Annotated in this window: 21 protein-coding genes; 13 read left to right on the forward strand and 8 right to left on the reverse strand. The window is 72.7% G+C overall.

From position 1 onward, the window contains the following. Positions 1 to 133: 133 nt before the first annotated feature. Positions 134 to 2,794: a putative bifunctional diguanylate cyclase/phosphodiesterase gene (locus AC3ANS_RS17770; protein ID WP_488292902.1), complete on the forward strand. Its 2,661-nt coding sequence runs from the start codon at positions 134 to 136 to the stop codon at positions 2,792 to 2,794. On the opposite strand, the gene AC3ANS_RS17775 is transcribed toward AC3ANS_RS17770, so the two are convergent. The 7 genes from AC3ANS_RS17775 to pilM all read right to left on the reverse strand — a co-directional run bounded on the left by AC3ANS_RS17775 (position 2,791) and on the right by pilM (position 10,043). Then, positions 2,791 to 4,887, reverse strand: a complete 2,097-nt coding sequence (locus tag AC3ANS_RS17775) for a sensor domain-containing protein (RefSeq protein ID WP_488292903.1) — start codon at positions 4,885 to 4,887, stop codon at positions 2,791 to 2,793. The two genes, AC3ANS_RS17770 and AC3ANS_RS17775, sit on opposite strands and share 4 nt — an antisense overlap. Positions 4,888 to 5,143: 256 nt before the next feature. Continuing rightward, a complete protein-coding gene (locus tag AC3ANS_RS17780) occupies positions 5,144 to 5,938 on the reverse strand; it encodes a prepilin peptidase (protein ID WP_488292904.1) in 795 nt (264 codons plus the stop codon). Continuing rightward, complete coding sequence (locus AC3ANS_RS17785) at positions 5,935 to 6,675, reverse strand: hypothetical protein (RefSeq protein ID WP_488292905.1); 741 nt, start codon at positions 6,673 to 6,675, stop codon at positions 5,935 to 5,937. Before AC3ANS_RS17785 ends, AC3ANS_RS17780 begins: the two co-directional genes overlap by 4 nt. A 17-nt stretch (positions 6,676 to 6,692) precedes the next feature. Further along, the gene (locus AC3ANS_RS17790; RefSeq protein ID WP_488292906.1) at positions 6,693 to 7,457 is read right to left on the reverse strand and encodes a hypothetical protein; all 765 of its coding nucleotides are present in this window, start codon (positions 7,455 to 7,457) and stop codon (positions 6,693 to 6,695) included. Between the two features lie 2 nt (positions 7,458 to 7,459). After that, positions 7,460 to 8,152 (reverse strand): hypothetical protein, encoded by a 693-nt coding sequence (locus AC3ANS_RS17795; RefSeq protein ID WP_488292907.1) that lies wholly within the window; start codon positions 8,150 to 8,152, stop codon positions 7,460 to 7,462. Continuing rightward, complete coding sequence (locus AC3ANS_RS17800) at positions 8,149 to 8,862, reverse strand: hypothetical protein (RefSeq protein ID WP_488292908.1); 714 nt, start codon at positions 8,860 to 8,862, stop codon at positions 8,149 to 8,151. Before AC3ANS_RS17800 ends, AC3ANS_RS17795 begins: the two co-directional genes overlap by 4 nt. Next, positions 8,859 to 10,043 carry a pilus assembly protein PilM gene (gene pilM, locus AC3ANS_RS17805; RefSeq protein WP_488292909.1) on the reverse strand — a complete coding sequence of 395 codons (1,185 nt, stop codon included), beginning with the start codon at positions 10,041 to 10,043 and terminating at the stop codon, positions 8,859 to 8,861. Before pilM ends, AC3ANS_RS17800 begins: the two co-directional genes overlap by 4 nt. Before the next feature lie 189 nt (positions 10,044 to 10,232). Between pilM and AC3ANS_RS17810 the strand changes: the two genes are divergently transcribed. The 12 genes from AC3ANS_RS17810 (at position 10,233) to AC3ANS_RS17865 (ending at position 23,675) form a co-directional block, all read left to right on the forward strand. Beyond that, positions 10,233 to 11,366, forward strand: coding sequence for a type IV pilus twitching motility protein PilT (locus AC3ANS_RS17810; RefSeq protein WP_488292910.1), 1,134 nt, complete (start codon positions 10,233 to 10,235; stop codon positions 11,364 to 11,366). Next, positions 11,363 to 11,863: an RsiG family protein gene (locus AC3ANS_RS17815; RefSeq protein WP_488292911.1), complete on the forward strand. Its 501-nt coding sequence runs from the start codon at positions 11,363 to 11,365 to the stop codon at positions 11,861 to 11,863. Before AC3ANS_RS17810 ends, AC3ANS_RS17815 begins: the two co-directional genes overlap by 4 nt. 2 nt (positions 11,864 to 11,865) lie before the next feature. Further along, on the forward strand, positions 11,866 to 13,551 hold the full coding sequence (locus tag AC3ANS_RS17820; protein ID WP_488292912.1) for a GspE/PulE family protein: 1,686 nt from the start codon (positions 11,866 to 11,868) through the stop codon (positions 13,549 to 13,551). Between the two features lie 100 nt (positions 13,552 to 13,651). Beyond that, positions 13,652 to 14,935, forward strand: coding sequence for a type IV pilus twitching motility protein PilT (locus tag AC3ANS_RS17825; RefSeq protein WP_488292913.1), 1,284 nt, complete (start codon positions 13,652 to 13,654; stop codon positions 14,933 to 14,935). Beyond that, a complete protein-coding gene (locus AC3ANS_RS17830; protein ID WP_488292914.1) occupies positions 14,935 to 16,155 on the forward strand; it encodes a type II secretion system F family protein in 1,221 nt (406 codons plus the stop codon). Before AC3ANS_RS17825 ends, AC3ANS_RS17830 begins: the two co-directional genes overlap by 1 nt. Before the next feature lie 3 nt (positions 16,156 to 16,158). Beyond that, on the forward strand, positions 16,159 to 17,442 hold the full coding sequence (locus tag AC3ANS_RS17835) for a carboxypeptidase regulatory-like domain-containing protein (protein WP_488292915.1): 1,284 nt from the start codon (positions 16,159 to 16,161) through the stop codon (positions 17,440 to 17,442). Continuing rightward, on the forward strand, positions 17,439 to 18,164 hold the full coding sequence (locus AC3ANS_RS17840) for a PulJ/GspJ family protein (protein WP_488292916.1): 726 nt from the start codon (positions 17,439 to 17,441) through the stop codon (positions 18,162 to 18,164). Before AC3ANS_RS17835 ends, AC3ANS_RS17840 begins: the two co-directional genes overlap by 4 nt. Then, positions 18,161 to 19,891: a pilus assembly PilX family protein gene (locus AC3ANS_RS17845; RefSeq protein ID WP_488292917.1), complete on the forward strand. Its 1,731-nt coding sequence runs from the start codon at positions 18,161 to 18,163 to the stop codon at positions 19,889 to 19,891. The genes AC3ANS_RS17840 and AC3ANS_RS17845 overlap by 4 nt, the downstream gene beginning before the upstream one ends. A 139-nt stretch (positions 19,892 to 20,030) precedes the next feature. After that, on the forward strand, positions 20,031 to 20,441 hold the full coding sequence (locus AC3ANS_RS17850; protein WP_488292918.1) for a prepilin-type N-terminal cleavage/methylation domain-containing protein: 411 nt from the start codon (positions 20,031 to 20,033) through the stop codon (positions 20,439 to 20,441). Between the two features lie 79 nt (positions 20,442 to 20,520). Continuing rightward, a complete protein-coding gene (locus AC3ANS_RS17855) occupies positions 20,521 to 20,811 on the forward strand; it encodes a hypothetical protein (protein WP_488292919.1) in 291 nt (96 codons plus the stop codon). 5 nt (positions 20,812 to 20,816) lie between these two features. After that, positions 20,817 to 22,823, forward strand: coding sequence for a peptidoglycan DD-metalloendopeptidase family protein (locus tag AC3ANS_RS17860; RefSeq protein WP_488292920.1), 2,007 nt, complete (start codon positions 20,817 to 20,819; stop codon positions 22,821 to 22,823). Positions 22,824 to 22,949: 126 nt separating this feature from the next. Beyond that, positions 22,950 to 23,675: a FliA/WhiG family RNA polymerase sigma factor gene (locus tag AC3ANS_RS17865; protein WP_488292921.1), complete on the forward strand. Its 726-nt coding sequence runs from the start codon at positions 22,950 to 22,952 to the stop codon at positions 23,673 to 23,675. 3 nt (positions 23,676 to 23,678) lie between these two features. Here the strand turns inward: AC3ANS_RS17865 and AC3ANS_RS17870 are convergent, their stop codons facing one another. Further along, positions 23,679 to 24,653, reverse strand: a complete 975-nt coding sequence (locus AC3ANS_RS17870; RefSeq protein WP_488292922.1) for an alpha/beta hydrolase — start codon at positions 24,651 to 24,653, stop codon at positions 23,679 to 23,681. Positions 24,654 to 24,695 lie beyond the last annotated feature (42 nt).

The following is a 24,695-nucleotide window of genomic DNA, read 5'->3' on the forward strand; positions in this document are numbered from 1 at the left end:
ACCACCCGGTCTGGACAACTTCGTCCGTATTGGTGCGAATCATCCGTCACAGCGGTCACACTGGCCTCTGTCTCGGGGAAACTGCTTGGGAGGGCTCCCGAGGCGCCGAAAGGGATCTCGGGAGGGAGTCCTGGTGTCGAGCGGAGTAGTGCCTGATGTGCACTGCCCGCCCGCCGTCCTGGTCGTGAGCGACGGGACGGGGGCGGCGGGCACGTTCTCGACCTGCCTCAACGCGGTCGCCGACCAGCTGCTCCCGACCCACGCCCTCAACCTCCCCGCTGCCCTGTCCGCCCTCGACTCGGCCGCCTTCGACTGCGTCCTGGCCCACGTCGGTCCCCCGGACGTGACCGCCGAGAACGTCGCCCACACCCTGCGCGGCCGCGCCGGCGACGCCGCCACCGTGCTCGTCGTCGACGGCGCTCACGTGGTCCCCGACTCCCTCGAGGGCCTCGCCGACCTGGTGCTGAACGAGGCCGATCTCACCGGCAACTGGCTGCGTCTGGTCCGTCGCGCCATCGAGCACGCCCGGGTCCGCTCCTCCCTGCACGAGGCCCAAGCCTCGGTCACCCGCCTCGCGGGGATCATGGAGTCGGTGGCCGACGCGGTGTTCACCACCACCGTCGACGGACGGATCGTGACCTGGAACGACGGCGCCGAGCGTCTCTACGGCTACTCGGCTGCCGAGATGCTGGACCAGAACATGTCCGTGCTGCACCCGCCGGGCAGCGACGAGCCCCGCCGGATCCAGGCGATGGTGCGCTCCGGCAAGCCGATCCAGGGCCTGGACACGCTGCGGCGTACGCGCGACGGCCGGATGGCGCAGGTCTCGATCAGTGTCAGCGGCCTCCCGGACGACGCCGACGGTGAGGCCGGCGGCCTCGTGGTCGTCGCCCGCGACATCAGCGACCGGCTCGAGCTCGAGGCCGAGCTGGTGCGCCAGACCATGCACGACGCGCTCACCGGGCTGCCGAACCGCTCCTTCCTCACCTACCGGCTCACCCAGGCGCTCGCCGAGGGCCGGCGCCGCGGCAACCCCGTCGCGGTGCTGCTGCTCGACCTCGACCAGTTCCGCGCCGCGAACGACGTGCACGGTCATCTCGCCGGCGACCGGGTGCTCACCGAGGTGTCCCTCCGGCTGCGGGCCCTGGCCCGGCCCATCGACGTCGTCGCCCGGATCGGTGGCGACGAGTTCGTCCTGGTCTGCCCCGACACCGGCGTCGACGCCGCCGGCATGATGGCCGAGCAGGTCATCGCGGCCGTCAGCGCGCCGTTCGAGGTCGACCACCGCGCGGTGCGGATCGGCGTCAGCGTCGGCATCGCGGTCTCTCCCCCGCTCGACTGCGACGCCGAGACGCTGCTCAAGCGCGCGGACGCCGCCATGTACGAGGCGAAGGCCCGCGGCCGGTCGCGCAGCCAGGTGTTCGACCCCGCGCTCGCGCGCTTCGCCGCCGACCAGCGACTGCTGGCGGCCGACCTGCGCGCCGCGCTCGACGCCGACGCGCTCGACCTGCACTACCAGCCCGTGGTGGACCTCTCGACCGACCAGATCGTGGGCCTGGAGGCGCTCGCCCGCTGGCACCACGCCACCCGGGGCGCCGTGCCGCCGGGCACGTTCGTGCCGCTGGCCGAGTCGCACGGCTTCGTCTCCGACCTGGACCGCTGGGTCCTGGACCGGGCCTGCCGCGAGACCGCCGCTGCCCTCCGCTCGGGCGACCTCGCCTCCGGCATCCGGGTGGCGGTGAACCTCTCGGCCCGGTCCCTGGACGACTCCGGCCTGGTCGACATGGTCGCCCGCGCCCTCGAGCGCTCCGGACTGCCGCCGGCCGCACTCGTGCTGGAGATCACCGAGACCGCGCTGCTGCAGAACCGTGAGGCTGCGCGCGCCTCCCTCGCCGGCCTGCGGGCGCTCGGCGCCGGCATCTCTCTCGACGACTTCGGCACCGGCTACTCCTCCCTCAGCTTCCTGCGCGAGCTGCCCGTCACCGGGGTCAAGATCGACCGCTCGTTCGTCCGCGACGCCGTCGACCGGCCGGAGGACCGTGCGATCGCCGAGGCGATCGTGCGCCTGGCCCATGGCCTGGGTCTCGAGACCATCGCCGAGGGGGTCGAGACCGCCGATCAGCGCGAGCTGCTCCGCGAGCTCGGCTGCGCCCGGGCCCAGGGCTTCTGGTGGAGCCCGGCGGTGCCGATGACCGAGCTGCCCGGCGCCCGGGGCGTCGCCCGGATGCCGCTGGCCCTGCAAGCGGCATCCGAGCCCGACGCTCCCGCTCGTGCCGCCCGGCGCCCCCACCCGAGCCCCGCACCCGCGGTGATCGTGCCCACGGCGGTCCGGCCCGAGACGACCACCACCGCCTGCTGCCTGCGCGGCGGACTGCAGTCCGGGCAGGCGTGGCTGGTGATCACCACCCCGGCCAGGCGCGCCGCGTTCGCCCGCGCGCTCGGCCCCCTGCACGCCACGATGCTCGCGCGCGGACACCTGATCGAGCTCGACGCCTACGACACGCTCCGCAAGGTGACCGGCTCCGACGGCGGTCTCGACCCGACGCGCTACGAGCTCGTGGTGGGCTCCGTCGTACGCCGCCTGGGCGCGGCCAGCGCCCGCATCGGCGTGCACGCGGAGCTCGGCCACGTCAACCGCCCGCTGCTCAGCCAGCAGGTCTCCACCGACCTGCGGACCCGGCTCCAGGGCGTCGCCGAGCTGACGCTGGAGTACGGCGACCACCCCGCGGACTGCTCAGCGCACGGCGCGATGGCCCTCGAGCCCCGCGCGGCCGACGGCTCGACCGCGAGCTAGTCCGTCTCGCCGTCGCGGCCGGCCGCGTCGGCCGCGTCGGCCTGGCCGGCGACCGCGACCCGACCGCCGCCGCGCTGCTTGGCCTGGTACATCGCCTCGTCCGCGCGACGGACCAGGTCGTCGAAGGCGTATGGCGGGGCCACGGCGATCCCGACGCTGAGCCGGATCGGGTGGTCGTGGTCGCCCACCCGCACCGGCATCCCCAGCGCGTCGAGGATGCGGTGCCCGACGACCAGCGCCTCCTCGACCCCGGTGTCCTCGCAGATCACCGCGAACTCGTCCCCACCGAGCCGGCCGACCGTGTCGGTGCCGCGCACGGAGGCCAGCAGGCGGGCGGCGACCTCGCGCAGCACCGCGTCGCCACACTCGTGCCCGAACCCGTCGTTGACCTGCTTGAAGCCGTCGAGGTCCATGAACAGCACCGCGGTCCCCCGGCCTTCGAACCGCCGCTGCCGCGCGGCCGCGGTCTCGAGGCGGTCGAGGAACAGGTAGCGGTTGGGCAGCGAGGTGACCGGGTCGTGCAGCGCGCGGCGACGCAGCGCACGCTCGGCGAGCCGGGCGTCGGTCACGTCGTAGACCGAGACCAGCGATCCCAGGTGGCCGTTGTGGCTGTTGAGCGGACGGCGGGAGACCTCCAGGATCCGCTCGCTGCCGTCGGGGCGAAGGTGCACGACCTCGTGGGAGGCGACCTCCTCGACCGTGCGCAGCTCGGGGAGCCCGAACAGCTCGCGCGGGTCCTCGCCGTACATCTCCTCCACCGACCTGCCGACGATCTCGGCGGCGGTCTCGTTCGCGAACAGCACCTTGCCGTCGGGGGAGGTCGCCATGATGCCCTCGAGCGCGGTCTCGACCATCGCGCGGTGCAGAGCCTCGGACAGGCGCAGCGCCTCCTCGGTGCGGACCCGCTCGGTGACGTCGCGCAGGTTGGCCACGATGCCGGCGATCTCGGGGTCGTCGAGGCAGTTGGTCGCGGTGATCTCCATCCAGCGCCAGCGCTGGTCGCCGTCGTGCACGCGGAGCACGGCGTGCTCGGCGCTGCGCGGCACGGCGAGCAGCCGGTTGCGCATGCCGGCCACGATCGGGGCGTCGGAGGGGTGGAGGTACTCGCGGCCCTGACGGTGCAGCACGTCCTCGGGGCGGTAGTGCAGCAGCCGCGCGAGCGCGCCCGAGACGTAGGTGATGCGCAGCCGCCGGTCCATCACGATCGCGGTGTCCCAGGCCCGGCGGGCCAGGGCGTCGGCGAGCCGTTCGCGAGCGGCGTCGAGGTCGACCGCGGCCGGGGTGTCGACGTGATCGAGGCCGGTCAGGCCGGTGGGCTCGGCACCGTCGAGGTCGCTCACGGACGCGGCGATGGCGTAGGGGCGGCCGTCGGGCTCGCGCAGCAGCGCCGCGTCGAGGCGCAGGCGCAGCTCGCGCCCTCGGGCGTCACGGAATCGGCCCTGGTGGCTGATCGAGCCGATCTCGCCGGCGCTGAGCCGGGTGATGCAGGCCAGGACCTCCTCGGCGTCCTCGGGGTCGACGAGGTCCACGAGGTCGCAGTCGGCGAACCATCCCTCGCCGTGCGCGAACAGCTCGCACCAGGCGGGGTTGACCGACTCGAGGTGGCCGCCGAGGTCGAGGATCGCCTGCGGCGTGGTGGCCTGATCGAAGTGGGCGCGCGACATCTCCAGCGCCAGCGCGAGCTCGCGCTGCTCGTGCAGGAGGGCGGTCACGTCGCGCAGGATCACGATGACGCCGGTGATCTCGTCGTCGGGACCGTGGACCGGGCCGAGGGTCAGCTGGGCCTTGAACATCGAGCCGTCCCGGCGTACGCCGGCGTCGACGAAGGGCTCGACGCGCTCGCCGGCCAGCAGTCGACCGACGCTCGCCTCGCGCAGGCCGGTGCCGTCACGCGGGAACAGCACGCCCAGGTCGCTGCCGGCGAGGTCCTCCGGCCGCCACCCCAGCACCTGCTCGGTGGCGGGGCTGGCCCAGAGGATCGAGCCCTCCCCGTCGAGCGAGAGGATGCAGTCGTGCGAGGTCGCGGCAATGCTCGCCAAGAGCTGCCCCTGGTCGATCTCGCGCATCATCCCCCCGGACGGCGGACTGGCCACGAGAGCGTCTGTCCCCGAGGCGAGTGGCACGAGCGGCTTACCCAGCGCCGCGCCGTTCCCCGTCATGCTAGTGGTCGGTCCTTCCGGTCCTCAGAACAAATGCACAATCCATGTCGCGCGATTTTCGCGACTCCCCACGCGCCGATGTCCCCCGTCGAGACCCCGCACCCCTGGGTGCCGGAGCGTCGGCCGTTGTCTGTTCATCGGTGCGCCGAGGCACCCGCTTGAGTGCGGTTCAGACCGGTTCCCGGGTGGCTCAGCCGAGGCCGACGAGGCGGAGGTACGCCGTCGCGAGCGGAGCACCCGCGAGCATGCCGATCGCCGCACCGCTGAGCAGGAACGGGCCGTGCGGCACCTTGGCGCCCGCGGCGGCTCGCCCGGAGACCAGCAGCGCGGTCCCCACCGCGGCGCCGACCACGAAGCCCGCGCCGAGGCCGACCGCGGCCGGCCCCCAGCCGAGCCAGCCGAGCGCGAGGCCGAGCACCGGCGCGAGCGCGACGTCACCCAGACCCATGCCGCGGCCCGCGGTGACCAGCCAGATGCCGGCGTACACCGCCAGCCACAGGGCGGCGGCCAGCAGCGCCGGCACCACCGGCCCCGGACCGTGGCGCACCGCGTCGATCGCGAGCGCGATCACGACTCCGGTGGCCATCGCGCCGGTGATCGCGAACGGCAGGCGTCGGTGGTCGATGTCGATCATGAACAGCGCGACGCCGGCAGCCGCGACCACGAGCGCCGCGACGGCGTACGGCGTGGAACCGAAGCGCCAGCCGACGACGACGAACAGCAAGCCGGTGGTGAGCTCGACGAGCGGGTAGCGGGTGGCGATCGGGGCGTCGCAGTCGCGACACCGGCCGTGCAGCACCACCCAGGAGAGCACCGGCACGTTGTCGCGCGGCCGCACCTGGTGTCCGCACGCCGGGCACGCCGAGCCGGGCGAGACGAGTGACAGGCCGGCCGGGACCCGGTGGATCACGACGTTGAGGAAGGACCCGATCACCAGGCCGAGCAGGCCGAACGCGACCAGGGTCACCAGCAGGAGGGAGCTCAAGGCGAGTGCTCCGACCCCAAGGCGCGCACGAGCGCCTCGCGCTCGGCTGTCCCGACGACCGCGGCCAGGCGGCGGCGGTCCGGCCCCTGGCCCGGATCGTCCGCCGCGAGCTCCCACCTCAGGTCGACGGTCGCGAGCGACACGTCGCCGGCGGCCAGCGCCGTGGCGACCAGGTACGCCTCGAACGCCGCGGCGTCGGCCTGCATCGCCAGCCGTGCGGCCGCCTCGGGCTCGCCGTCGGCGGCGAGCAGGCCGGCCGTCGTCGCGCAGTCGTCCGCCGCGGTCCTCAGCTCGGCGGCCAGGGCCTCGGGATCGCGGCCCGCCAGCCGGTCGGAGAGCCGGGCGGCCCGGTCCGCGCCGGGGGTCGCACGACACTCGTCGAGGTGGGCGAGGTCGCCGAGCCGGTCGAGCAGCAGACCGTGGACGGACTCGTCGAACGTCCGGACCAGGGCCTCCCGAGCCGCCTCCACGACCTCGCGAGCGGTCCGGGGCCCGCCCGGCAGGGCGTCGGCGAGCTCGTCGAGGGCGGCGGCGACCGACTCACCGACCGCCGCCAGCTCTGCCGCGGGATCGGGAGCCTGGGCGAGGCCGTTCTCCCAGAGCAGCTCCTCGAGCACGTGCACGTCGCCGGTCCAGGCTGCGAGCTGCGCGCTCCGCAGGTCTCCCTCGCCGGCGTGCCGGCGCGAGAGCGAGGCGTACGCCACGGGCAGCCGCAGTTCGTGCTCGGTGGTGGTCATCGGCGATCCTCGGGGAGTCAGGCGGCGGGACGGCGCGGGCGGCGGCGGCCGCGGCGGGTCTCCGCGGGAGCGGGCGGCGGCACCGGCAGGACGACCTCGGCCTCAGGCGCGGGGGCCGGCTCCTCGACCGTCGGGGGCCGCAGCGCGCTCTCGACGAACGGCGCCACGACCACCAGGCCGGAGCGACCCGCGACGACGTCGACCGTCGTCTCCACGGTCGTCTCGATCTTCGTCACCGTCGCCTCGACGGGCCGCGCCGGCCCACCCGGCAGGACGGGCCGCACCAGCCCGACCGGCGCGTCGAGGCGCTCGATCGCGGCAACGACCCGCGCCACGGCGTACCGGCCGTCCTCGCTCGACGTACCGGCCGCGACGGCCTGGACGGCGCTGCGCACCTGGCGCCGGTACGACGCCAGCGGCTGACCCTGCGCAGGGGAGGGCGCTGCGGCGAGCTCGGCGGCGACGAGCGCCTCCTCCAGCACCCGAACCTGGGCGCGCAGGGCGCGGACCTCCGCCGAACCCGGCTCCTGCTCGAGCCCCGGGTCGAGCACCTGGTCGAGCACTGGGTCGAGCACCGGGTCGAGCACCGGGTCGAGCACTGGGTCGAGCACTGGGTCGAGCACCGGCTCCAGGTCGGCGGCGGAGTCGGGCTGGGCGTGTGCGTCGGCTTCGGGAGCGTCCGCCATGCGCCGGCTGCGGACCAGGATCACCAGCCCGACGAGCGCCGAGCAGGCGATCAGCGCCAGTCCGAGCGCCAGGAGCAGTGCAGGGTGGGTGTCCACGGTCATCCTTCCGTGCCGGCGGGATCGGTCGTGCTGGACAGGTTGACGGTCTTCCCCGGGTCCTCGACGGGCGGCATCACGAACATGTCGCCGGTGATCGTGGTGGTGAAGTCGCCGCCCTCGGCGTCGCCCGCGAGCGCGACCGCGGTGATCAGGTAGGCCCGCGACATGTGCTCGAGGTTCTCCAGCAGCCGTTGCGTCTCGTCATAGGTCCCCACGACCGCGACGGTCACCGTCTGCCGGGCGAGCTGGGCTCCGACGGCGGGCACCGCGGGGTCGGGAGCGGGGTCGGCCGCGGGGTCGACCGCGGGGTCGGCCGCGGGGTCGGTGGGAACACTGAGCAGCGGCGGGGTGGGCGTCAGGGTGGTGACGCCCTGGGCGCCGATGCCCGCGTCGACCGCGGCGGCCGTGACGTCCTCGAAGAGCCCCGGCTGGTCCGCGGTGGGCGGGAACAACGCACCGAGCCGCCGGGCCTCCCGGCGGGTGTCGGCGAGCGCCGAACGCTGCTTCTCCAGCGCCGCCAGCTGCACGGTGAGGAGGGCGTTCTGGTCCTGGGCCGCGGTCACCTCGTCGCGGGCCTGGGCGAGCGAGTCGGTCTCGGGGCCGACGACGAGCAGCCAGCCCAGGCCGGCGACGACGAGCATCGCCAGCGAGCCCACGACCTTGGTCGCTGCGGGAGTCCCGAGGTCCATCACGAGCCGCCCGTGCCCGCGGCGGAGGCCGCGGCGGTGGGGTCGGCGTACCGGCCACTGAAGACCTTCTCCGAGAGGCCGACGGAGCCGCTGAACGTGACGGCGTCGGACTCCCCGGTCGTGGTCGTCGAGATGAACGGCTCGACGAAGAGCGGCGACGCCCCCAGCGCGATCACCATGTCGCCGACCTCGGCGCGACTGCCGGCGGTGCCGGAGAGGGTGACGCAGCCGATGACCGTGCGGGTGTTGAACGGGTCCGGGCCGGGGCAGGCCGACGCGGCGCCCACGACGGCGGCGCCGTCCGCCCCGGTCGTCGGCGTCACCGTCACCGCGACGGTCGCCAGCTGCGCACCGGTCGGTGTCGCGGCGCGGACTCCGTCGAGGACGTCGGAGAGATAGACCTCGCCGGCCATCGCGCTCTCCACGGTCTGCTGCTGGACGGCGACGCCGTTGACGAAGGTCCGCACGGGCGCGAGCACCCGGGTCTCCCCCGTCAGGCGGGTGGTCTCGGCCTGCTCGACGGCGACCCGCTTGTGAGCGTCCTCGACCCGCAGGTGCTGGAAGCCCCAGGCGCCGGCGACGATCGCCACCATCAGCACCGCTCCGGCGCCGAACCGATGGCGCAGTCGTCGCGCCGCGAGCCGCGCGAAGGCCGACTCCGAGAGCAGGTTGACCGCTGGCACCGTGGCACCCTGGGCACGAGCACGGCTCATCGAGCCACCCCCGCGCACAGCCCGGCCGGCACCGCGAGCGCGGGTCGGTCGGCCGCTGCCAGCCGCAGCCGGCGGGGCGTCCGCACGTGGCCGAGCAGGTCGAGGCGCTCGACCGGTACGTCGAGGCGCGCAGCGAGCAGCTCCGCGAAGCCGCCCAGCTCCGCTCCCGACCCGGTCAGCAGCACCCGGCCGACCGCTCCGGCGCCCGCTCCCGCGGCGAGACCGCGGACGTCGGCACGGGCGGGGTGGTGGGCGGGGTCGGGCTCGTCCCCGGTGCCCGAGTCACGGTAGAAGTCCAGGGTCGTGCTGATCTCCTCGACCAGGCGACCGGCCGCCACCTCCACGACCTGCTGGGCGGCATGGTCGAGGCCGTCGGTGCGCGGGGCGAGGCCGGTGAGCTGGCTGGGGTCGAGGTGCGCGTGACCGGGCAGCCCGACGTACACCTTGGTCCGCTCGGCGTCCTCCCACGTCCAGTCGTACCGCTGCTGGACGGCCTGGGTGACCGTGTCACCGCCCACCCCGGAGATCATCCGCACGTAGCGCGGGATGCCGCCGCTGTGCACGACCACCGACACCACGTCCGCCCCCACGTCGACCAACGCCTCGGTCACCGACGGGTCCCCGGTGAGCATCGGGGTCCGGGCGCGCAGGAGCGCGAACGGCAGCAGGTCCACCGTCCGCGTGCGGAGCTTGGCGCGCCGGGTGGCGTCGACGAAGGTGTCGACCATGTCGCGGGAGGCCGCGACCAGCAGGATCCGGGCGATCCGCCGGGTCGTGCCGTCCTCCGCGGTGGTCTCGAGCTCCTCGAGGAGGTGGTGGTCGAGGTTGGCCTCGTCGACCGAGAACGGCAGCACGTCCTGGACCTGGTAGCGCAGCGCCTTGCGGAAGTCCTCGGGCGGCATCCAGTCCAGGTCCAGCTGGCGCACCAGCACGCCGGCGTTCGCCACACCCAGCGCGACGTCGCGCGAGCCGAACCTCCCCTTCGACCAGAGCGCCTTGAGGGCCGCGGTCAGCGCCTCCCCGTCGACGACGGCCCCGGCTCGCACCACGCCGGCCGGCAGCGGCACCTGCGCGAAGCGACGCAGGGTCGAGCGCCGTCGGCCGCCCACGACCCCGCCAGCGAACTCGGCGGCTCGCACACCGGAGCTCCCGATGTCGAGTCCGACCAGGGTGCGTGACATGGATTCCTCGAGAAGTCGGCCGGGCAGATGGATCGCGCTCCGGATGGGCGCAGTGCGTCACCGCAGTCATCGGCGCCCGCCACGCCCCACTTGACGATCGGCACCGGATTTCACCGAGCGGTCTGGAGGAGCCGGGCGCTCGACCGCGGTTCCCGCCGGCCGGCTCCGTACGGCGTGGTACACAGAGGCGTGATCAGCTCTCGGGAGGCATCCGCGACCCCACTGCGGATTGCGCCCTTCCTCCAGGCCGTGGTGGTCAACCACGGCTCGGACCTGCACGTGAAGGTCGGCAGCCCACCACGCGTGCGGATCTCGGGTTCGCTGGTCCCGCTCCAGGTCGACCCGCTCACCGCCGAGGACGTCGAGACGCTCGTCCACGAGACCATGCCCGCCGACGTCGCGTCCCACTTCGCCGCCACCAACGAGGCCGACTACGCGCTGTCCGTCCCCGGCATCGGCCGGTTCCGTGTCAACGCGTTCCGCTCCCGCGGGGCCGTCGGCTGTGTCCTGCGCCTGGTGGGCGACGAGCCGCAGTCGCTCGACGACCTCGCACTGCCCGACGTGATCCGGAGCCTGGCGCTCGAGCCCCGGGGGCTCGTGCTCGTCACCGGCCCGACCGGGTCGGGCAAGACGACCACGCTCGCGGCCATGGTCGACGCCATCAACTCCTCGCGCCCGGTGCACATCCTGACCGTCGAGGACCCCATCGAGGTGATCCACCGCGACAAGGTCGCGAGCGTCAACCAGCGTGAGCTGGGTACCGACACTGCCGACTGGTCAGTGGCGCTTCGGGCAGCCATGCGCCAGGACCCGGACGTGATCCTGATCGGCGAGATGCGCGATCCGGACACCGTCCGGGCCGCGCTGTCGGCGGCGGAGACCGGGCACTTCGTGATGTCGACGCTCCACACCACCGATGCGAAGGAGACCGTGAACCGGGTGATCGACTTCTTCCCCCCGCACGAGCAGAAGCAGGTGCGGCTCGGCCTCGCGGCCTCCCTGAGGGGCATCGTGTGCCAGCGCCTGGTCCCGCGCGCCGACGGCCAGGGGCGGGTGGTCGCCATGGAGGTCGCCGTGAACACGCCTCGGCTCGCGCAGGCGGTGGCCGAACCCGACCGCACCGACACGATCCCCGACATCGTCGCCGACGGCGGCTACTCGGGGATGCAGACCTTCGACCAGCATCTCGTGCGCCTGGTCCTCGACGGCACGGTCTCGGTCGCGGATGCCAAGCTCGTCAGCTCCAACACCCACGACTTCACCGTCATGCTCAAACGAGCCGGGGTCGACCCGGCGCTGGTCGACGGGGAGGCACCGCGGTGACCGCTTCTCGCAGACGCCCCGTCCTGGACGCGGTGCCCTCCGGAGAGCTCGCCGGGCTCGACCTCGAAGGGCTGCGCGACTACCGCCGGCGACTGGAGGCCGAGGAGGACCGGGTGTCGTACTGGCGCCGCCTCGTCCACGCCCGGCTCGACCTCCTCGCAGCGGGCTCGGCCTCCGACCACCCACTGACCGTCACCGACCTGGTCCGGGTCCTCGGCGACACGGGCACCGGCCAGACCAGACGGGCGCTGGTCAGCGTCCGCGCCGCCGACCCGCTCCCCGAGCTCCCGGAGCTCAGCGAGATGTGGGGCACCGAGGTCGACCCACGCGAGCCCGACCAGGTCGCCGACGCCGTGGACCGGCTCACCGACGCGGAGCGGCAGCTGACGGCGTACCGTCGCGCCCTGCACCAGCGGATCGACGAGGCCACCGGGGAGCTGATCGTGCGCTACCGCGCCAACCCCCGGGCCGCGCTGTCGGTCATCCCCCAGGGGTGAGCATGCGACCGCAGAGCTCCGGTGACACCGTGCGCGCACTCCTCGACAGCGGGCAGATCACCGGCGCGCAGCTCGCCGAGGCGACGCGGCTCGCCGACGAGCGGTCCCAGAGCGTGCTCGAGGTGCTGCTGGACAGCGGCTGGGTCGACCGGGCCGCCGTGGTGCGCACCGCCGCGGCCTCGGCCGGACTGGAGTACGTCGAGCTGTCGGACTTCATCGTCGACATGGCGGCGGTGAGCCTGCTGCCCGCCGAGTTCGCGCGGCGCGCCGGCGTCCTGCCCCTCGCCCGCGACGAGGACGAGCTGCTGGTCGCTGTCAGCGTCCGTCAGGCCGGTGACATCGAGCTCAAGGACGACCTCGCCCGCCTGACCCGCAGCCGGATCCGGTTCGCGATCGCCGGTCGTGCCGACATCGACTCCCGGATCAACCAGGTCTACCGGGCCGAGGGCGAGCTGCACGACCTCACCTCGGACCTGACCCTCGACGACGAGGCGGACGACCTCGCCGGTCTCACCGAGGTCTCCGACGAGGCCCCGGTGGTCAGGTTCGTCAACCTGCTCATCAGCCAGGCGATCAGCGACCGGGCCTCCGACATCCACATCGAGCCCACCGAGCGAGACATGCGGGTGCGCTACCGCATCGACGGCGTCCTCCACGACGCCCACCGCTCGCCCAAGAGCATCCAGAACGGCGTGATCTCCCGGCTCAAGATCATGGCCGAGATGAACATCGCCGAACGCCGCGTCCCCCAGGACGGGCGGATGACGGTCACCCACGACGGACGCCGCGTCGACCTGCGCATCGCGACCCTGCCCACCGTCTGGGGCGAGAAGGTCGTCGCCCGGATCCTCGACACCAGCAACACCCAGCTCGGCCTCGACGACCTGGGCTTCAGCAACGAGAACTACGAGCGCTACCGCGACGCCTACACCAAGCCGTACGGCATGATCCTCGCCACCGGTCCGACCGGTTCGGGCAAGTCGACGACGCTGTACGCGACCCTCAACCTGTTGAACCGTCCCGACGTCAACATCATCACCGTCGAGGACCCGGTGGAGTACCGCCTCGCGGGCATCAACCAGGTGCAGACCAACGCGAAGGCCGGGCTGACGTTCGCCTCCGCGCTCCGCTCGATCCTGCGCTCGGACCCCGACATCGTGCTGATCGGTGAGATCCGCGACCACGAGACCGCGCAGATCGCTGTCGAGGCGGCACTGACCGGGCACCTCGTGCTCTCGACCCTGCACACCAACGACGCACCGTCGGCGGTGACGCGCCTGGTGGAGATGGGGATCGAGCCGTTCCTGGTGGGCTCCGCGCTCGACGCGGTGGTGGCCCAGCGGCTGTGCAGGTCCCTGTGCGAGCGGTGCAAGCAGCCCTATCAGCCGGAGGCCGCCGAGCTGGTGCGCATCGGGTTCCCGTGGGACGAGGGCCAGGACCTGCCGGTGCTCCACCGGCACGTGGGCTGCTCGTCCTGCTCGCAGACCGGCTACCGCGGCCGGATGGCGCTGCACGAGGTGATGCGGGTGACCGAGGAGATCTCCCGGCTGGCGGTGGCGCGGGCCTCGACCGACGAGATCGGCCGGACCGCTCGCGAGCAGGGCATGACCACGCTCAAGCTCGACGGCTGGCACAAGGTCGCCCAGGGTCGCACCTCGATCGAGGAGGTCCTCCGGGTCGTCGTCTGACGGGTCCCGGCGGGAGCAGATCCGGTCCGGCCCTCAAGGGTCGGCGCCAGACGACCGATGACACGGGTGGACCACTCTTCCCCCTGCTCGGAGGACCCCCGTGAACGACGCACCCCCGCACGGGTTCGGCCTGCCGCTCGCCGGCGCCCGGCGAGTGGCTCCCGCGCCCCTCGCGGCCTCCGCCGCGCCCCCGGCAGCACCGGTGGTCCCGGTGGTCCCGGTCACTGCGCCAGCCGGCGTACGTCGCTTCGAGCCCGATCCGACGCCGGCTCCGACGGCGGCTCCGGGTCCGCGCATCGTCCTCGACGACCTCTTGATGCAGGTGCTGCAGCGGGGCGGCTCCGACCTGCACCTGACCGCCGGGGCACCGCCGACCCTGCGGCTGCGGGGCGAGATGGAGGCGATCGAGGGCTACCCGCCGCTCACCCCCGAGCAGCTGCGCACGGCGCTGTACGGCGTGATGACCGAGCGCCAGCGCAAGGGGTTCGAGGAGGAGCTCGAGCTCGACTTCGCCTACGCCGTGCCGGGGCAGGCGCGGTTCCGCGTGAACGTGTTCCAGCAGCGCGAGGCCGTCGGCGCGGTGATGCGCCTGATCCCCTGGGAGATCGTGCCGCTCGACCGGCTCGGCATGCCGGACGTCGTCGCCGGGTTCGCCACCCTCAAGCGGGGTCTGGTGCTGGTCACCGGCCCCACCGGCTCGGGCAAGTCCACCACGCTCGCTGCCCTCATCGACCAGATCAACCGCAGCCGGCGTGGCCACATCGTGACGATCGAGGATCCGATCGAGTTCCTCCACGAGCACCGCGGCTGCATCGTCAACCAGCGCGAGGTCGGCGGCGACACCCACGACTTCCGCACCGCACTCAAGCACGTGCTGCGCCAGGACCCGGACGTCATCCTCGTCGGCGAGCTCCGCGACCTCGACACGATCTCGGTCGCGCTCACCGCCGCGGAGACCGGCCACCTGGTCTTCGCCACCCTGCACACCCAGTCGGCGCAGGACACGATCACCCGGGTCGTGGACGTGTTCCCAGCCGACCAGCAGCAGCAGGTCCGCACCCAGCTCGCCGCCACTCTCCAGGGCGTCGTGTGCCAGACCCTGGTGAAGACCGTCGACGGCGCCGGGCGCGTGGCGGCCGTCGAGGTGATGGTCTGCAGTCCCGGCATCCGGGCGATGATCCGCGACGACAAGCTCCAGCAGATCCAGGGTTCGTTGCAGGCCGGTGCCAAGGACGGGATGCAGACCCTGAACAGCCACCTCGCCGCGCTGGTGAAGGGTGGCCGGATCACCTACGAGGCGGGGCTCGAGCACTGCACCAACCGGGCCGACTTCGAGACCCTGGTGGGGTCGACCGTCACCCGCGCGACCTCCGGGTGGGAGTGATGTCCGCGGCGACGCAGTACAGCTACAAGGTCCGAGACGCCCGCGGACGGTTCACCGAGGGCAAGGTCGAGGCCGTCTCGGAGGCCGTCGTCGTCGAGCGGCTCCGTTCGATGGGCTACGTGCCGCTCGAGGTGAAGCCTGCCAACGTCGGGATGCAGCGCGAGATCAAGCTCGGGCTGAAGAAGCGGGTCAAGCAGAAGGACCTCGCGGTCTTCGCCCGCCAGTTCGCCACCATGATCGACGCCGGGCTGACCATGCTCCGGGCCCTGACGATCATGGCCGAGCAGGTCGAGAACCCCGAGCTGCGCAAGGTCCTTCGCGCCGTCAAGCAGGATGTCGAGGCGGGCCACAGCCTGTCGTCGGCGTTCGGCAAGTGGCCGCGAGTCTTCCCACCGTTGATGACCAGCATGACCAAGGCCGGTGAGGCCGGCGGCTTCCTGGACACCTCGATGCGCCAGATCGCCGACAACATCGAGGCGGAGGTGAAGCTGCGCGGGAAGATCAAGGCCGCGCTCACCTACCCGACCGTGGTGTTCGTGCTCGCGATCGTGATGTGCGTGGCGCTGCTGATCTTCGTGGTCCCGGTCTTCGAGAACATGTTCACAGACCTCGGCGGTGAGCTGCCGCTGCCGACCCGCATCCTCGTGATGCTCTCGGCGTCGATGAAGGTCGCCGTGCCGGTCTTCCTCGTGCTGCTCACGGGGTTCGTCTGGTGGTGGCGTCGCTACGGCCGGACCGAGCGGGTCCGCAACGTCGTCGACCCGCTCAAGCTGCGGATCCCGGTGTTCGGCACGCTGTTCCGCAAGCTCGCCCTGGCACGCTTCTCCCGCAACTTCGGCACGCTGCTGTCCGCCGGGGTCCCGATCCTCCAGGCCCTCGACATCGTCTCGGACACCACCGGCTCGGTCGTGATCGGCCGTGCCCTGCACGAGGTCCAGGAGTCCGTCCGTCAGGGCGAGTCCGTCGCCGGACCACTCGCCCACCACGACGTGTTCCCCCCGATGGTCGTGCAGATGATCTCCTCGGGCGAGGAGTCCGGGGCGATCGACGCGATGCTCGCCAAGATCGCCGAGTTCTACGACGCCGAGGTCGAGGCGATGACCGAGGCGCTGACCGCGCTCATCGAGCCCTTGATGATCGCGTTCCTCGGCGCGCTGGTGGGGTCGATGATCGTCGCGCTCTACATGCCGATGTTCAAGATCTACGACATGATCGGGTGAGCGGTGCGGCGCCGACAGACCCCGTCCCCCGTTCGCGACGCGGGGATGACGCTGATCGAGGTCGTCGTCGCCCTCGGGCTGCTCGCGATCATGTCGACCGCCGTGATCACGGTGCTGCTCTCGACGATCACGCTGACCCGTGACGACCAGGCCCGGCTCGAGGCGGTCAGTCTCGCCTCGCGGGAGCTGGAGATCGCCCGGGACGGGTTCACGTCGGTGATCCGCGGCCCCAGCAGCGTCGAGGCCAACCGGGTGGTGAACCCGAGCCCGCTCCCCGGCGGCACCGCCGGTGAGCCGTTGGTCGTCAACAACGTGCCCTACACGGTGGTCCGCACCGCGCAGTGGACCCCGGTCGGCTCGACCGCCTCCGCCTGCGACGACGGGACCACCGCCGAGCTCGCCTACCTCCGGGTCAAGGTCGAGGTCTCCTGGCCGGAGCTGGGACACCGGCCGCCGGTCACGATGGACACGGTGATGACCCCGCCCAAGGGGACGTACTCCTCGCTGCTCGGTCACATCGGCCTCAAGGTCGTCGACAGCGCCGGACAGCCCAAGGCGGGGGTACCCGTGACGGCGCAGTCGGCGGTGGCCACCAAGACCGGGATGACCGCGGCCGACGGGTGCGTGCTGCTCGACCACCTCCCCGACGGCACCTACACGGTCACCGCCTCGCAACCCCACTTCGTCAACCTGCAGGGCGACCCGACGGGGTCGGTGGACGCGACGGTGCAGCCCGGACAGCTCTGGCGAGGCACGATCGAGTACGACGAGTCGGCGACGATCTCGGTGTCCCTCACCACCGACGACGGCTTCGCGCTGCCGTCCGGCGACGTGCCCGTCACGCTGATGAACAGCGGCCTCCAGCCCACCGGCCTGCGAGCCGTCCCCGGCTCGGGAAACCCCCGGCTGGTCACCGATCTCTGGCCCTACCCGAGCGGCTACGGGGTGTGGGCAGGCGGCTGCCAGGACGCCGACCCTGCGCTGAGCGGAGCGCCGGACCTTCCCGTCACCACGACCCCGGGGGGCGTCACCACCGCGGTGGTCAGGCTCGTCCCTCTCGAGGTGCACACGCTGGCCGGCGCCGCGGTGCGGCTGCACCATGGCGCCGACTCGCTCTGCCCTGCGGGCGCCGATCTCACCCTGGGCACCGCCGGCCCCGACGGCGTCCTCAAGACCAGCGCCCCAGCCGGGGTCTGGCAGGTGGCCGCCACCGGTGTCACCGGCACCACCGACGTCGCGCTGAGCGCCGACCCCCACGCCGTACCTCCCGTGGTGAGCGTCCCGTGACCTCCCTGCGGTGCTCGGGCGAGCATCCCGAACGCGACGGCGGCTTCACGCTCGCGGAGGTCCTGGTGGCGGCCGGGCTCTTCGTGGTGCTCGTCGTCATCGTTGGATCCACCGCGATCCTCGGGCTGCGCACGAGTGACGGCCTCGGCGTACGGCTCGACAGCGCTGCCCAGGCACAGCAGGGCATCGCCGCGGTCAGCAAGGTGCTGCGCACTGCCGTGCTCCCCGACCAGCTCGACAGCCTGACGTGCACGACCTGCGCGGACACCGCGATCGTCGCGGCGACCGCGACCCGGGTGACCTTCTACGCGAACCTCGACAACACCGGCCAGGGCCCCAGCCTGGTCACCCTGGAAGTGCTCCAGGATCCCGCGCATGCCGGCCAGGGCATGCTCCGGGAGACCTCCCAGCCTCCGATCGCGCTGTCCGGCAACCGCTACACCTACTGCGTCGTCGGCACCGCCGGGTGCGTGGTCAACACCCATGTCCTGGCCCGCGGGCTCGACTGGCCGGCCACGCCGATGTTCGGCTACTACGACTTCGGCGGGGCCCCGATCGCCGGCGGCTCGCTCGCCAGCACCGACCTGCCCCGGGTGTCCAGCATCGACGTCGTCGTGACCTCGCAGACCCGCCCCACACCGGGCACGTACCCCCCGAGCACCCAGGTCCAGCGGGTCCGCCTGCCCAACGCCGACATCAACCTCCTGGTGCAGCCGTCATGAACCGCCGCCGGACCGCCACCACCTCCCGTCGGGCCCGCGACGAGGGATCAGCACTGATCATCGTGCTCGCGACGATGACCGTCCTCACGATCTTCGTCAGCGTGGCCCTCACGCATGCGATGCGCACCTCGGAGTCCGCGCAGCGAGCCACCGCCTGGAACCAGGCGTTCGCCGCGGCCGAGGCCGGTGTCGACGACTACCTCGCCCGGCTGATCGCCAACGACGGCTACTGGCGCTCGGTGGACTGCACGAACCCGGCGCTGAAGGGAGCCACCAGCCGCCCGAACAGCTGCGGCTGGAACTCCTCCACCTCGCCCGGCTGGCTGACGGTCCCCGGCTCCGACCGGGCCCAGTTCCACGTCGACGTCGACGTCTCCTCCACCCCCATCGACGGGACCATCGACCTGATTGCGACCGGCCGGGCCGGGACGACCCAGGCGAGCCGCGGCGTCACCCGGACGATCCAGGTCACCCTGCGGCGCGGCGGGTTCGGCGAGTTCCTCTACTACACCGACTACGAGACCAAGGACCCCGCCGACTACCCCAACCCGACGACGGCGGCGGCGAAGTGCCGACGGCACTACTGGGACACCCCCCAGCGCGACCTGAGCTACTGCGAGGACATCCAGTTCGTGTCCGGCGACCGGCTGGACGGCCCGGTGCACTCCAACGACGCGATGCTGATCGGCGGCAGCACCCTGTTCACCGGCGCGGTGACGACGTCGCTGCCGGCGTGCCGGTCGATGACGGGCACCCCGCCGCCGTCCACCAGCTGCTACCGACGGGTGAACGGCGCGAACCCGACGTTCCAGAAGGGCATCGCCTACCGCAGCCCGGTCGACATGCCCGACAGCATCGGGGACCTGCGGCAGTACGTCGACCCGGCCCGGACCGCGCGTCCGGGCTGCCTCTACACCGGGCCCACGCGGATCGTGCTCAACGCCCCCAACGGCGGGCCCGCGACGATGACGGTCTGGAGCAGGTGGTCGCGCACCATCCCCAACCCGGCGTGCGGCAATCCCAACGCGGCCTGGCCCCAGACCGTGCCGGTCCCGGACAACAACCTGATCATGGTCCAGGACGTCCCGTCAGGTCAGGCCCAGCCTGCCAGCGGCCCGTGCCCGACCGGCTCGATCGGGGACGGCTACCCGGTCGCCGACGACTACAACCAGACGTTGTGGGACGCCAACTGCCGCTACGGCACGGTGCTCGTCGAGGGGACCCTCAACGGCCGGTTGACGATCTCCGCGGACAACAACGTCGTGGTCACCGACGACCTCACCTACGCCGGCGGCGACAACGGCCCGGACGTGCTCGGGCTGATCGCCGAGAACTCGGTGCAGATCTACCACCCCGTCGGCCGGACGTGTCAGTGGAGCTGGGGCGGGACGTGCTGGTCGTGGAGCCGCACCCAGGACGACCTCAAGGGCCCGGACGGCACGTTCAACACCAGCCCCAAGCTGAACGCCGCGATCCTGACCCTGCAGCACAGCTTCGAGGTGCAGGCCTACGACATCGGCTCCCCGCAGGGGAGCATCCACCTGTACGGCGCGATCGCCCAGCGGTTCCGCGGCATCGTGGGCACCAGCAGCGGCACCGGCTACCTCAAGGACTACCACTACGACAGCCGGCTGCGGTACGCCCCGCCGCCGTACTTCCTGGACCCGGTGCGCTCCGGCTGGGGCCAGAAGACCTTCGGTGAGATCACGCCCCGGTACGCCGGGTGAAATCGGCCACGGAACCTCAAGTCGGACGTCCCCGGCACCGACATTCCTGGTGACAGAGCGCACCGCCCCCGCACGACCTGTGGGGATCCGCGCATCGACAATCCCCAACCCCCACAGGAGAAGCTCCATGCTTGCTCGGATGCAGAAGTCCCTGAAGGAGAAGGACCAGGGCTTCACCCTGATCGAGCTCCTCGTCGTCATCGTGATCATCGGCATCCTGGCCGCGATCGCCATCCCGATCTTCCTCAACCAGCGTCAGAAGGGGGTCGACGCCAGTATCAAGTCGGACCTCAAGAATGCCGCGACAGTGGCGGCGACGATCACCACCGACAACCCGACCACCTCTGTCGCCTTCTCCGAGGCAAGCCTCTTGGCGGCGGGATGGAAGAAGGATTCAGGCACCACCTTCGCGGTCTCTGGCACCACCACCGGTGGCGACTTCTGCATCTCCGGCTTCAACGCGGGTGGTTCGGCCAACGCAGTCGCCAAGCAGTGGAAGTACCTGGAGAACGGCGGAGGCCTTCAGCCCACCGCGGGAGCTGGCTGCTGACACACGCCGCGAGGGGTGGAGCCGCTCAACAGGGCGGCTCACCCCTCCGTCATCAGCCCCTCATCAGCCAAGGACATCCATGGAGATCGTGACCGGTGAGCCGGCGCCGACCGTCGACCACGACGAGGCGGTCGCGCTGCTGCGCGAGATGGCCGCGGTGGTGCGCACGGTCTTCGCCGTCCCGGCCCCCGCGCTCGCCCCGATCCCGGCCGCTCCCCCGGCGACCGTCACACCTGTGGCTCCCCCGGCACCCACCCCGCCGCCGCTGGCGGCACTGCCGGTGCCGGCACTTCCGCTGCCCGACCTGCCCGATCCCGAGGAGCGCCACTCGCTGGCGCTGCTGCAGGAGATCGCCTTCCTCGACGAGTGATCCCGATGACCACGCGACTCCTGCTGCACCTCGCCGCCGGGTGCGTCGCGTCGGTCCTGGCGGTCCCGCTCCTGGTGAGTCCTGCGACCGCCACCGGGTCCACGTCCCCGTCCAGCACCTCCGCACCGTCGGTCGACGATGCCCGCGCGGCGTACGAGCAGGCGCGCGCGGACGTGGCTGCCCTCAGCGAGCAGCGCGACCGGCTGGCCGCCTCCGCCGCAGACGCGGAGGCCGAGGCAGCCCGCCTCCGCGCCCTGGTGGAGGACGAGGGCGGCGGGTTCTTCCACGCGGTCGGTGACCTGCTCGACCCAGGGCCCTCCGACCTCGACCGCGCCGCCGAGGCGGCCGACGACGCGGCGTTCGCGCGCAACCTCGTCACGATCGTCGACGACGCTCTGTCCGACCGGATCGCCGAGACCGAGGACGCCCGGCTCGCCTGGGAGCAGGCCGAGCGCCGGCAGGCGCGGGTCGAGGCCGCGTGGACGGCGAGCCAGGTGGCCGACGCCGCGATCCGGCGGGCCCGGTTCCAGCCGGCGTACGCCGTCACCGACCCCGCCCAGGACCGTCGCAACCAGCGGGCGCTGCGCGCCTGGCAGCACTACCTGCGCACGCTCGCCGCCAACGCCGTCGTGCCACCCTCGCTCGCCGACCTGGCCGCGGGGCCGGCCGCACCGCTCGAGCCGCTGCGCGACGCGCGCAACCAGGACTCACCCGGCGTCGCGGTCCTCGACCCGCCGGGCTCGCGCACGCTCATCGTCGTCTCGGCCGAGGCCGTCCGGGCGGTCTCCGACGCGTTCCACCGAGTCGGACTGCTCCAGGTGCCCGGCGCGGTCGACCCGGTGACCTACGCCTGCGGCGGCCTGGTCGCCAACGCCTGGGGTGCCTCCGCGTCGGTCGAGCCGTTGCCTGCGGACGCCGCCGGCCAGTGGGACCGGCTGCGTCCGGTCCCGGCGTCCTCGGTGCAGATCGGTGACGTGATCGTGCTCGGCGGCCGTCGCGACGGCCTCGGCGCCACCGGCGTGTACGTCGGTCGCGACCAGGTCGTCGTCGCCGATCCTGTGACCGGCATCGCGGCCGTGCGGCCGCTGACCGGCCCGGTGCTCGGGGTCCGCCGCGCCGGAGTGGCGAGCGGCGGGCACCACGCCCCACCCCCGTCCGGCGGCGTCTGCGGCGCGGCCACGACCGACGTGACCGCCGCGTCAGGCGCGGTCCTCGGCCTGCCGGTCGCGCCGGGTGCCTACCACCTCACCGCCGGCTTCGGCAGTGCCGGACCGCGCTGGTCGACCGGCATGCACACCGGCCTGGACTTCGCGGCGCCGACCGGGACGCCGGTCGTCGCCGTGGGCTCCGGCACCGTCACCGTGGAGCACCCCGCCTGGGCCGGGACCCTGGTGCGGATCGACCACGGCGGCGGCGTCGAGAGCTGGTACGCCCACCTCTCCCGGGTCGACGTGGTCACCGGCCAGGTCGTGCAGCGGGGCGCCGCAGTCGGCCTCGTCGGCGCCCGCGGCAACGCCAGCGGGCCACACCTGCACCTCGAGATCCGACTGGACGGCGAGGCCTACGACCCGGCGCTCGTGCTCGACGTCCCCGAGCGGCCGCGGATCACCTATCCCAACGGGGAGATGCCGGCGACCGCCCTGTGCCCCGCGACGCCGGAAGGCGCACAGCGGCTGCGCTGCGACGCCGCGGTGGCGTTCCGGCTCCTCTCCGCGGCGTACGCCGAGGGCCTCGGCAGCCCGCTGTGCATCACCGACTCCTACCGGTCGCGCGCGGGCCAGGAGAAGACGTTCAGCACCAAGCCCGGCCTCGCCGCCGCTCCGGGAACCTCCGTGCACGGGCTCGGTCTGGCCGTCGACCTGTGCGGCGGGATCGAGCGCTTCGACTCCGAGGAGTTCGACTGGATGGTGAGGCACGCTCCGTCGTACGGCTGGGTCCATCCCGGTTGGGCGGCGGCCGGCGGGAGCCGGCCCGAGCCGTGGCACTTCGAGTACGCCGGCGAGCCTGCCTGACACGACGCGAGCATGTCCCGGGACGGACGGGGAACTGCCACTCGTGGTTGCCGCCGTTGGTTCATCCGGGACGAACCAAGGGTGGTGACCACTAGCCTGGGCCCACGACCACGGGAGGTGAGCGTGTTGACCGACAACCCCGTCGATGTGCTCTGGGACCGGTTCAAGCAGCACGGCGACCGCGAGGCCCGCGACCGCCTGATCGTGCACTACTCACCCCTGGTGAAGTTCGTGGCCGGCCGCGTGCGGTCCGGCCTCCCGCCGGCGGTCGAGCAGGCCGATCTGGTCTCCGACGGGGTGATCGGGCTGATGGACGCGCTGGAGAAGTTCGAGCCCGAGCGCGGCCTGCAGTTCCAGACCTACGCCGTGTCCCGGATCCGCGGGGCGATGGTCGACGGGCTCCGCGCCACCGACTGGGTGCCGAGGTCGGTGCGCGAGAAGATCCGCGAGATCGACGCCGCCCAGGCCGCACTCGAACGGTCCCTGGGCCGCGCGCCCAACGACGCCGAGGTGGCCGCCGAGCTCGGGATCACCGTCGCGGAGCTGCGCAAGATCTACGGCCAGACGGCCCACACCAGCGTCGTGAGCTTCGAGACCGTGCTCGAGGACGACGAGGCACCGCGGGCGACGGCCGACCTGCCCGGCGCCGACGACGACATCCCGCCGGGATTCCTGGCAGCGGTGCGCGAGCTGCCCGAGCGCGACCAGGTCGTGGTCGCGCTGTACTACTGGGAGCGGCTCACGCTGGCCGAGATCGGGCAGGTGCTGGGTGTGACCGAGTCGCGGGTCAGCCAGCTGCACAGCCGGGCGACCCTCGCCCTGCGCCGCAAGCTGGTCGAGGCCGCGGGCTGATCCTCAGGCGAGCGCGGCGCGCTGGGAGGCGACGATCGCGGTCATCGCAGGCCGCGCCGACCGGCAGAGGTACGGGAAGCTGAGGAACCCGTGCGGCATCAGGTGGAAGTCCTCCACCCGCACCGGCACGCCGGCGTCCGCGAGCGCCTGGGCGTAGCGCACCCCGCTGTCGTGCAGCGGGTCGAGGCCCGCCACGACGACCACCGCGGGAGGCAGCCCGCGCAGGTCGGCGAGGGCCGGGGAGAGCCGCGGGTCGCTGAGGTCGACGTCGTCGGTGACGTAGTGGCCGGCAAACACCTCCATGTCCTCGTTGGACAGCACGATCCCGCGGACGTTCGCGACGTACGACGCGTCGCTCTCGACCCGGTCGGTGAAGTCGGTGGCGGGGTAGATCAGCGCCTGGTGCCCGATCCGCGGGCCACCCGCGTCACGGGCCAGGATCGCGACCACGGTCGCGAGGTTGCCGCCGGCGCTGTCGCCCATCACGCCGAGGCGCTCGGGATCGCCGCCCAGGTCGGCCGCGTGGGCCACGGTCCACAGCAGGGCGTCGTGGCAGTCCTCCACGCCCGCGGGGAACCGGTGGGTCGGCGCCAGCCGGTAGTCCACGGACACGACGACCGCATCGAGCTCCTTCGCCACGATGCTGCAGGTCCAGTCGCACTGCCGGGCGCTGCCGAGCACGAACCCGCCGCCGTGGAAGTTGAGCACGACCGGTCGCGGTCGTCGCGAGAAGCTCTGCGGGGTGTAGACCCGCACCGGTAGCTCGCCGTGACGCGCCGGGAACGACGTCGTGCGTACGTCGACGCCCGGCTGGAGCCGGCCGAGCACGAGGCTCGCCGGGCCGCCGTCCGGGATCGTCGCCGACTGCGCCTTCTCGAGCTGCTCGGCCGACATCCGGGCCACCGAGAACCCGGGATTCGCCTTCATCAGCCGGTCGAGTGCCCGGATACCGGGACGGACCCTCGTGGAGTTCCTCATGGTGGCGGGAGTCTAGGTCGTTCGTCCCGGTCGCGAGGGTCC

It is taken from the genome of Nocardia sp. 149-1B (assembly GCF_057747975.1).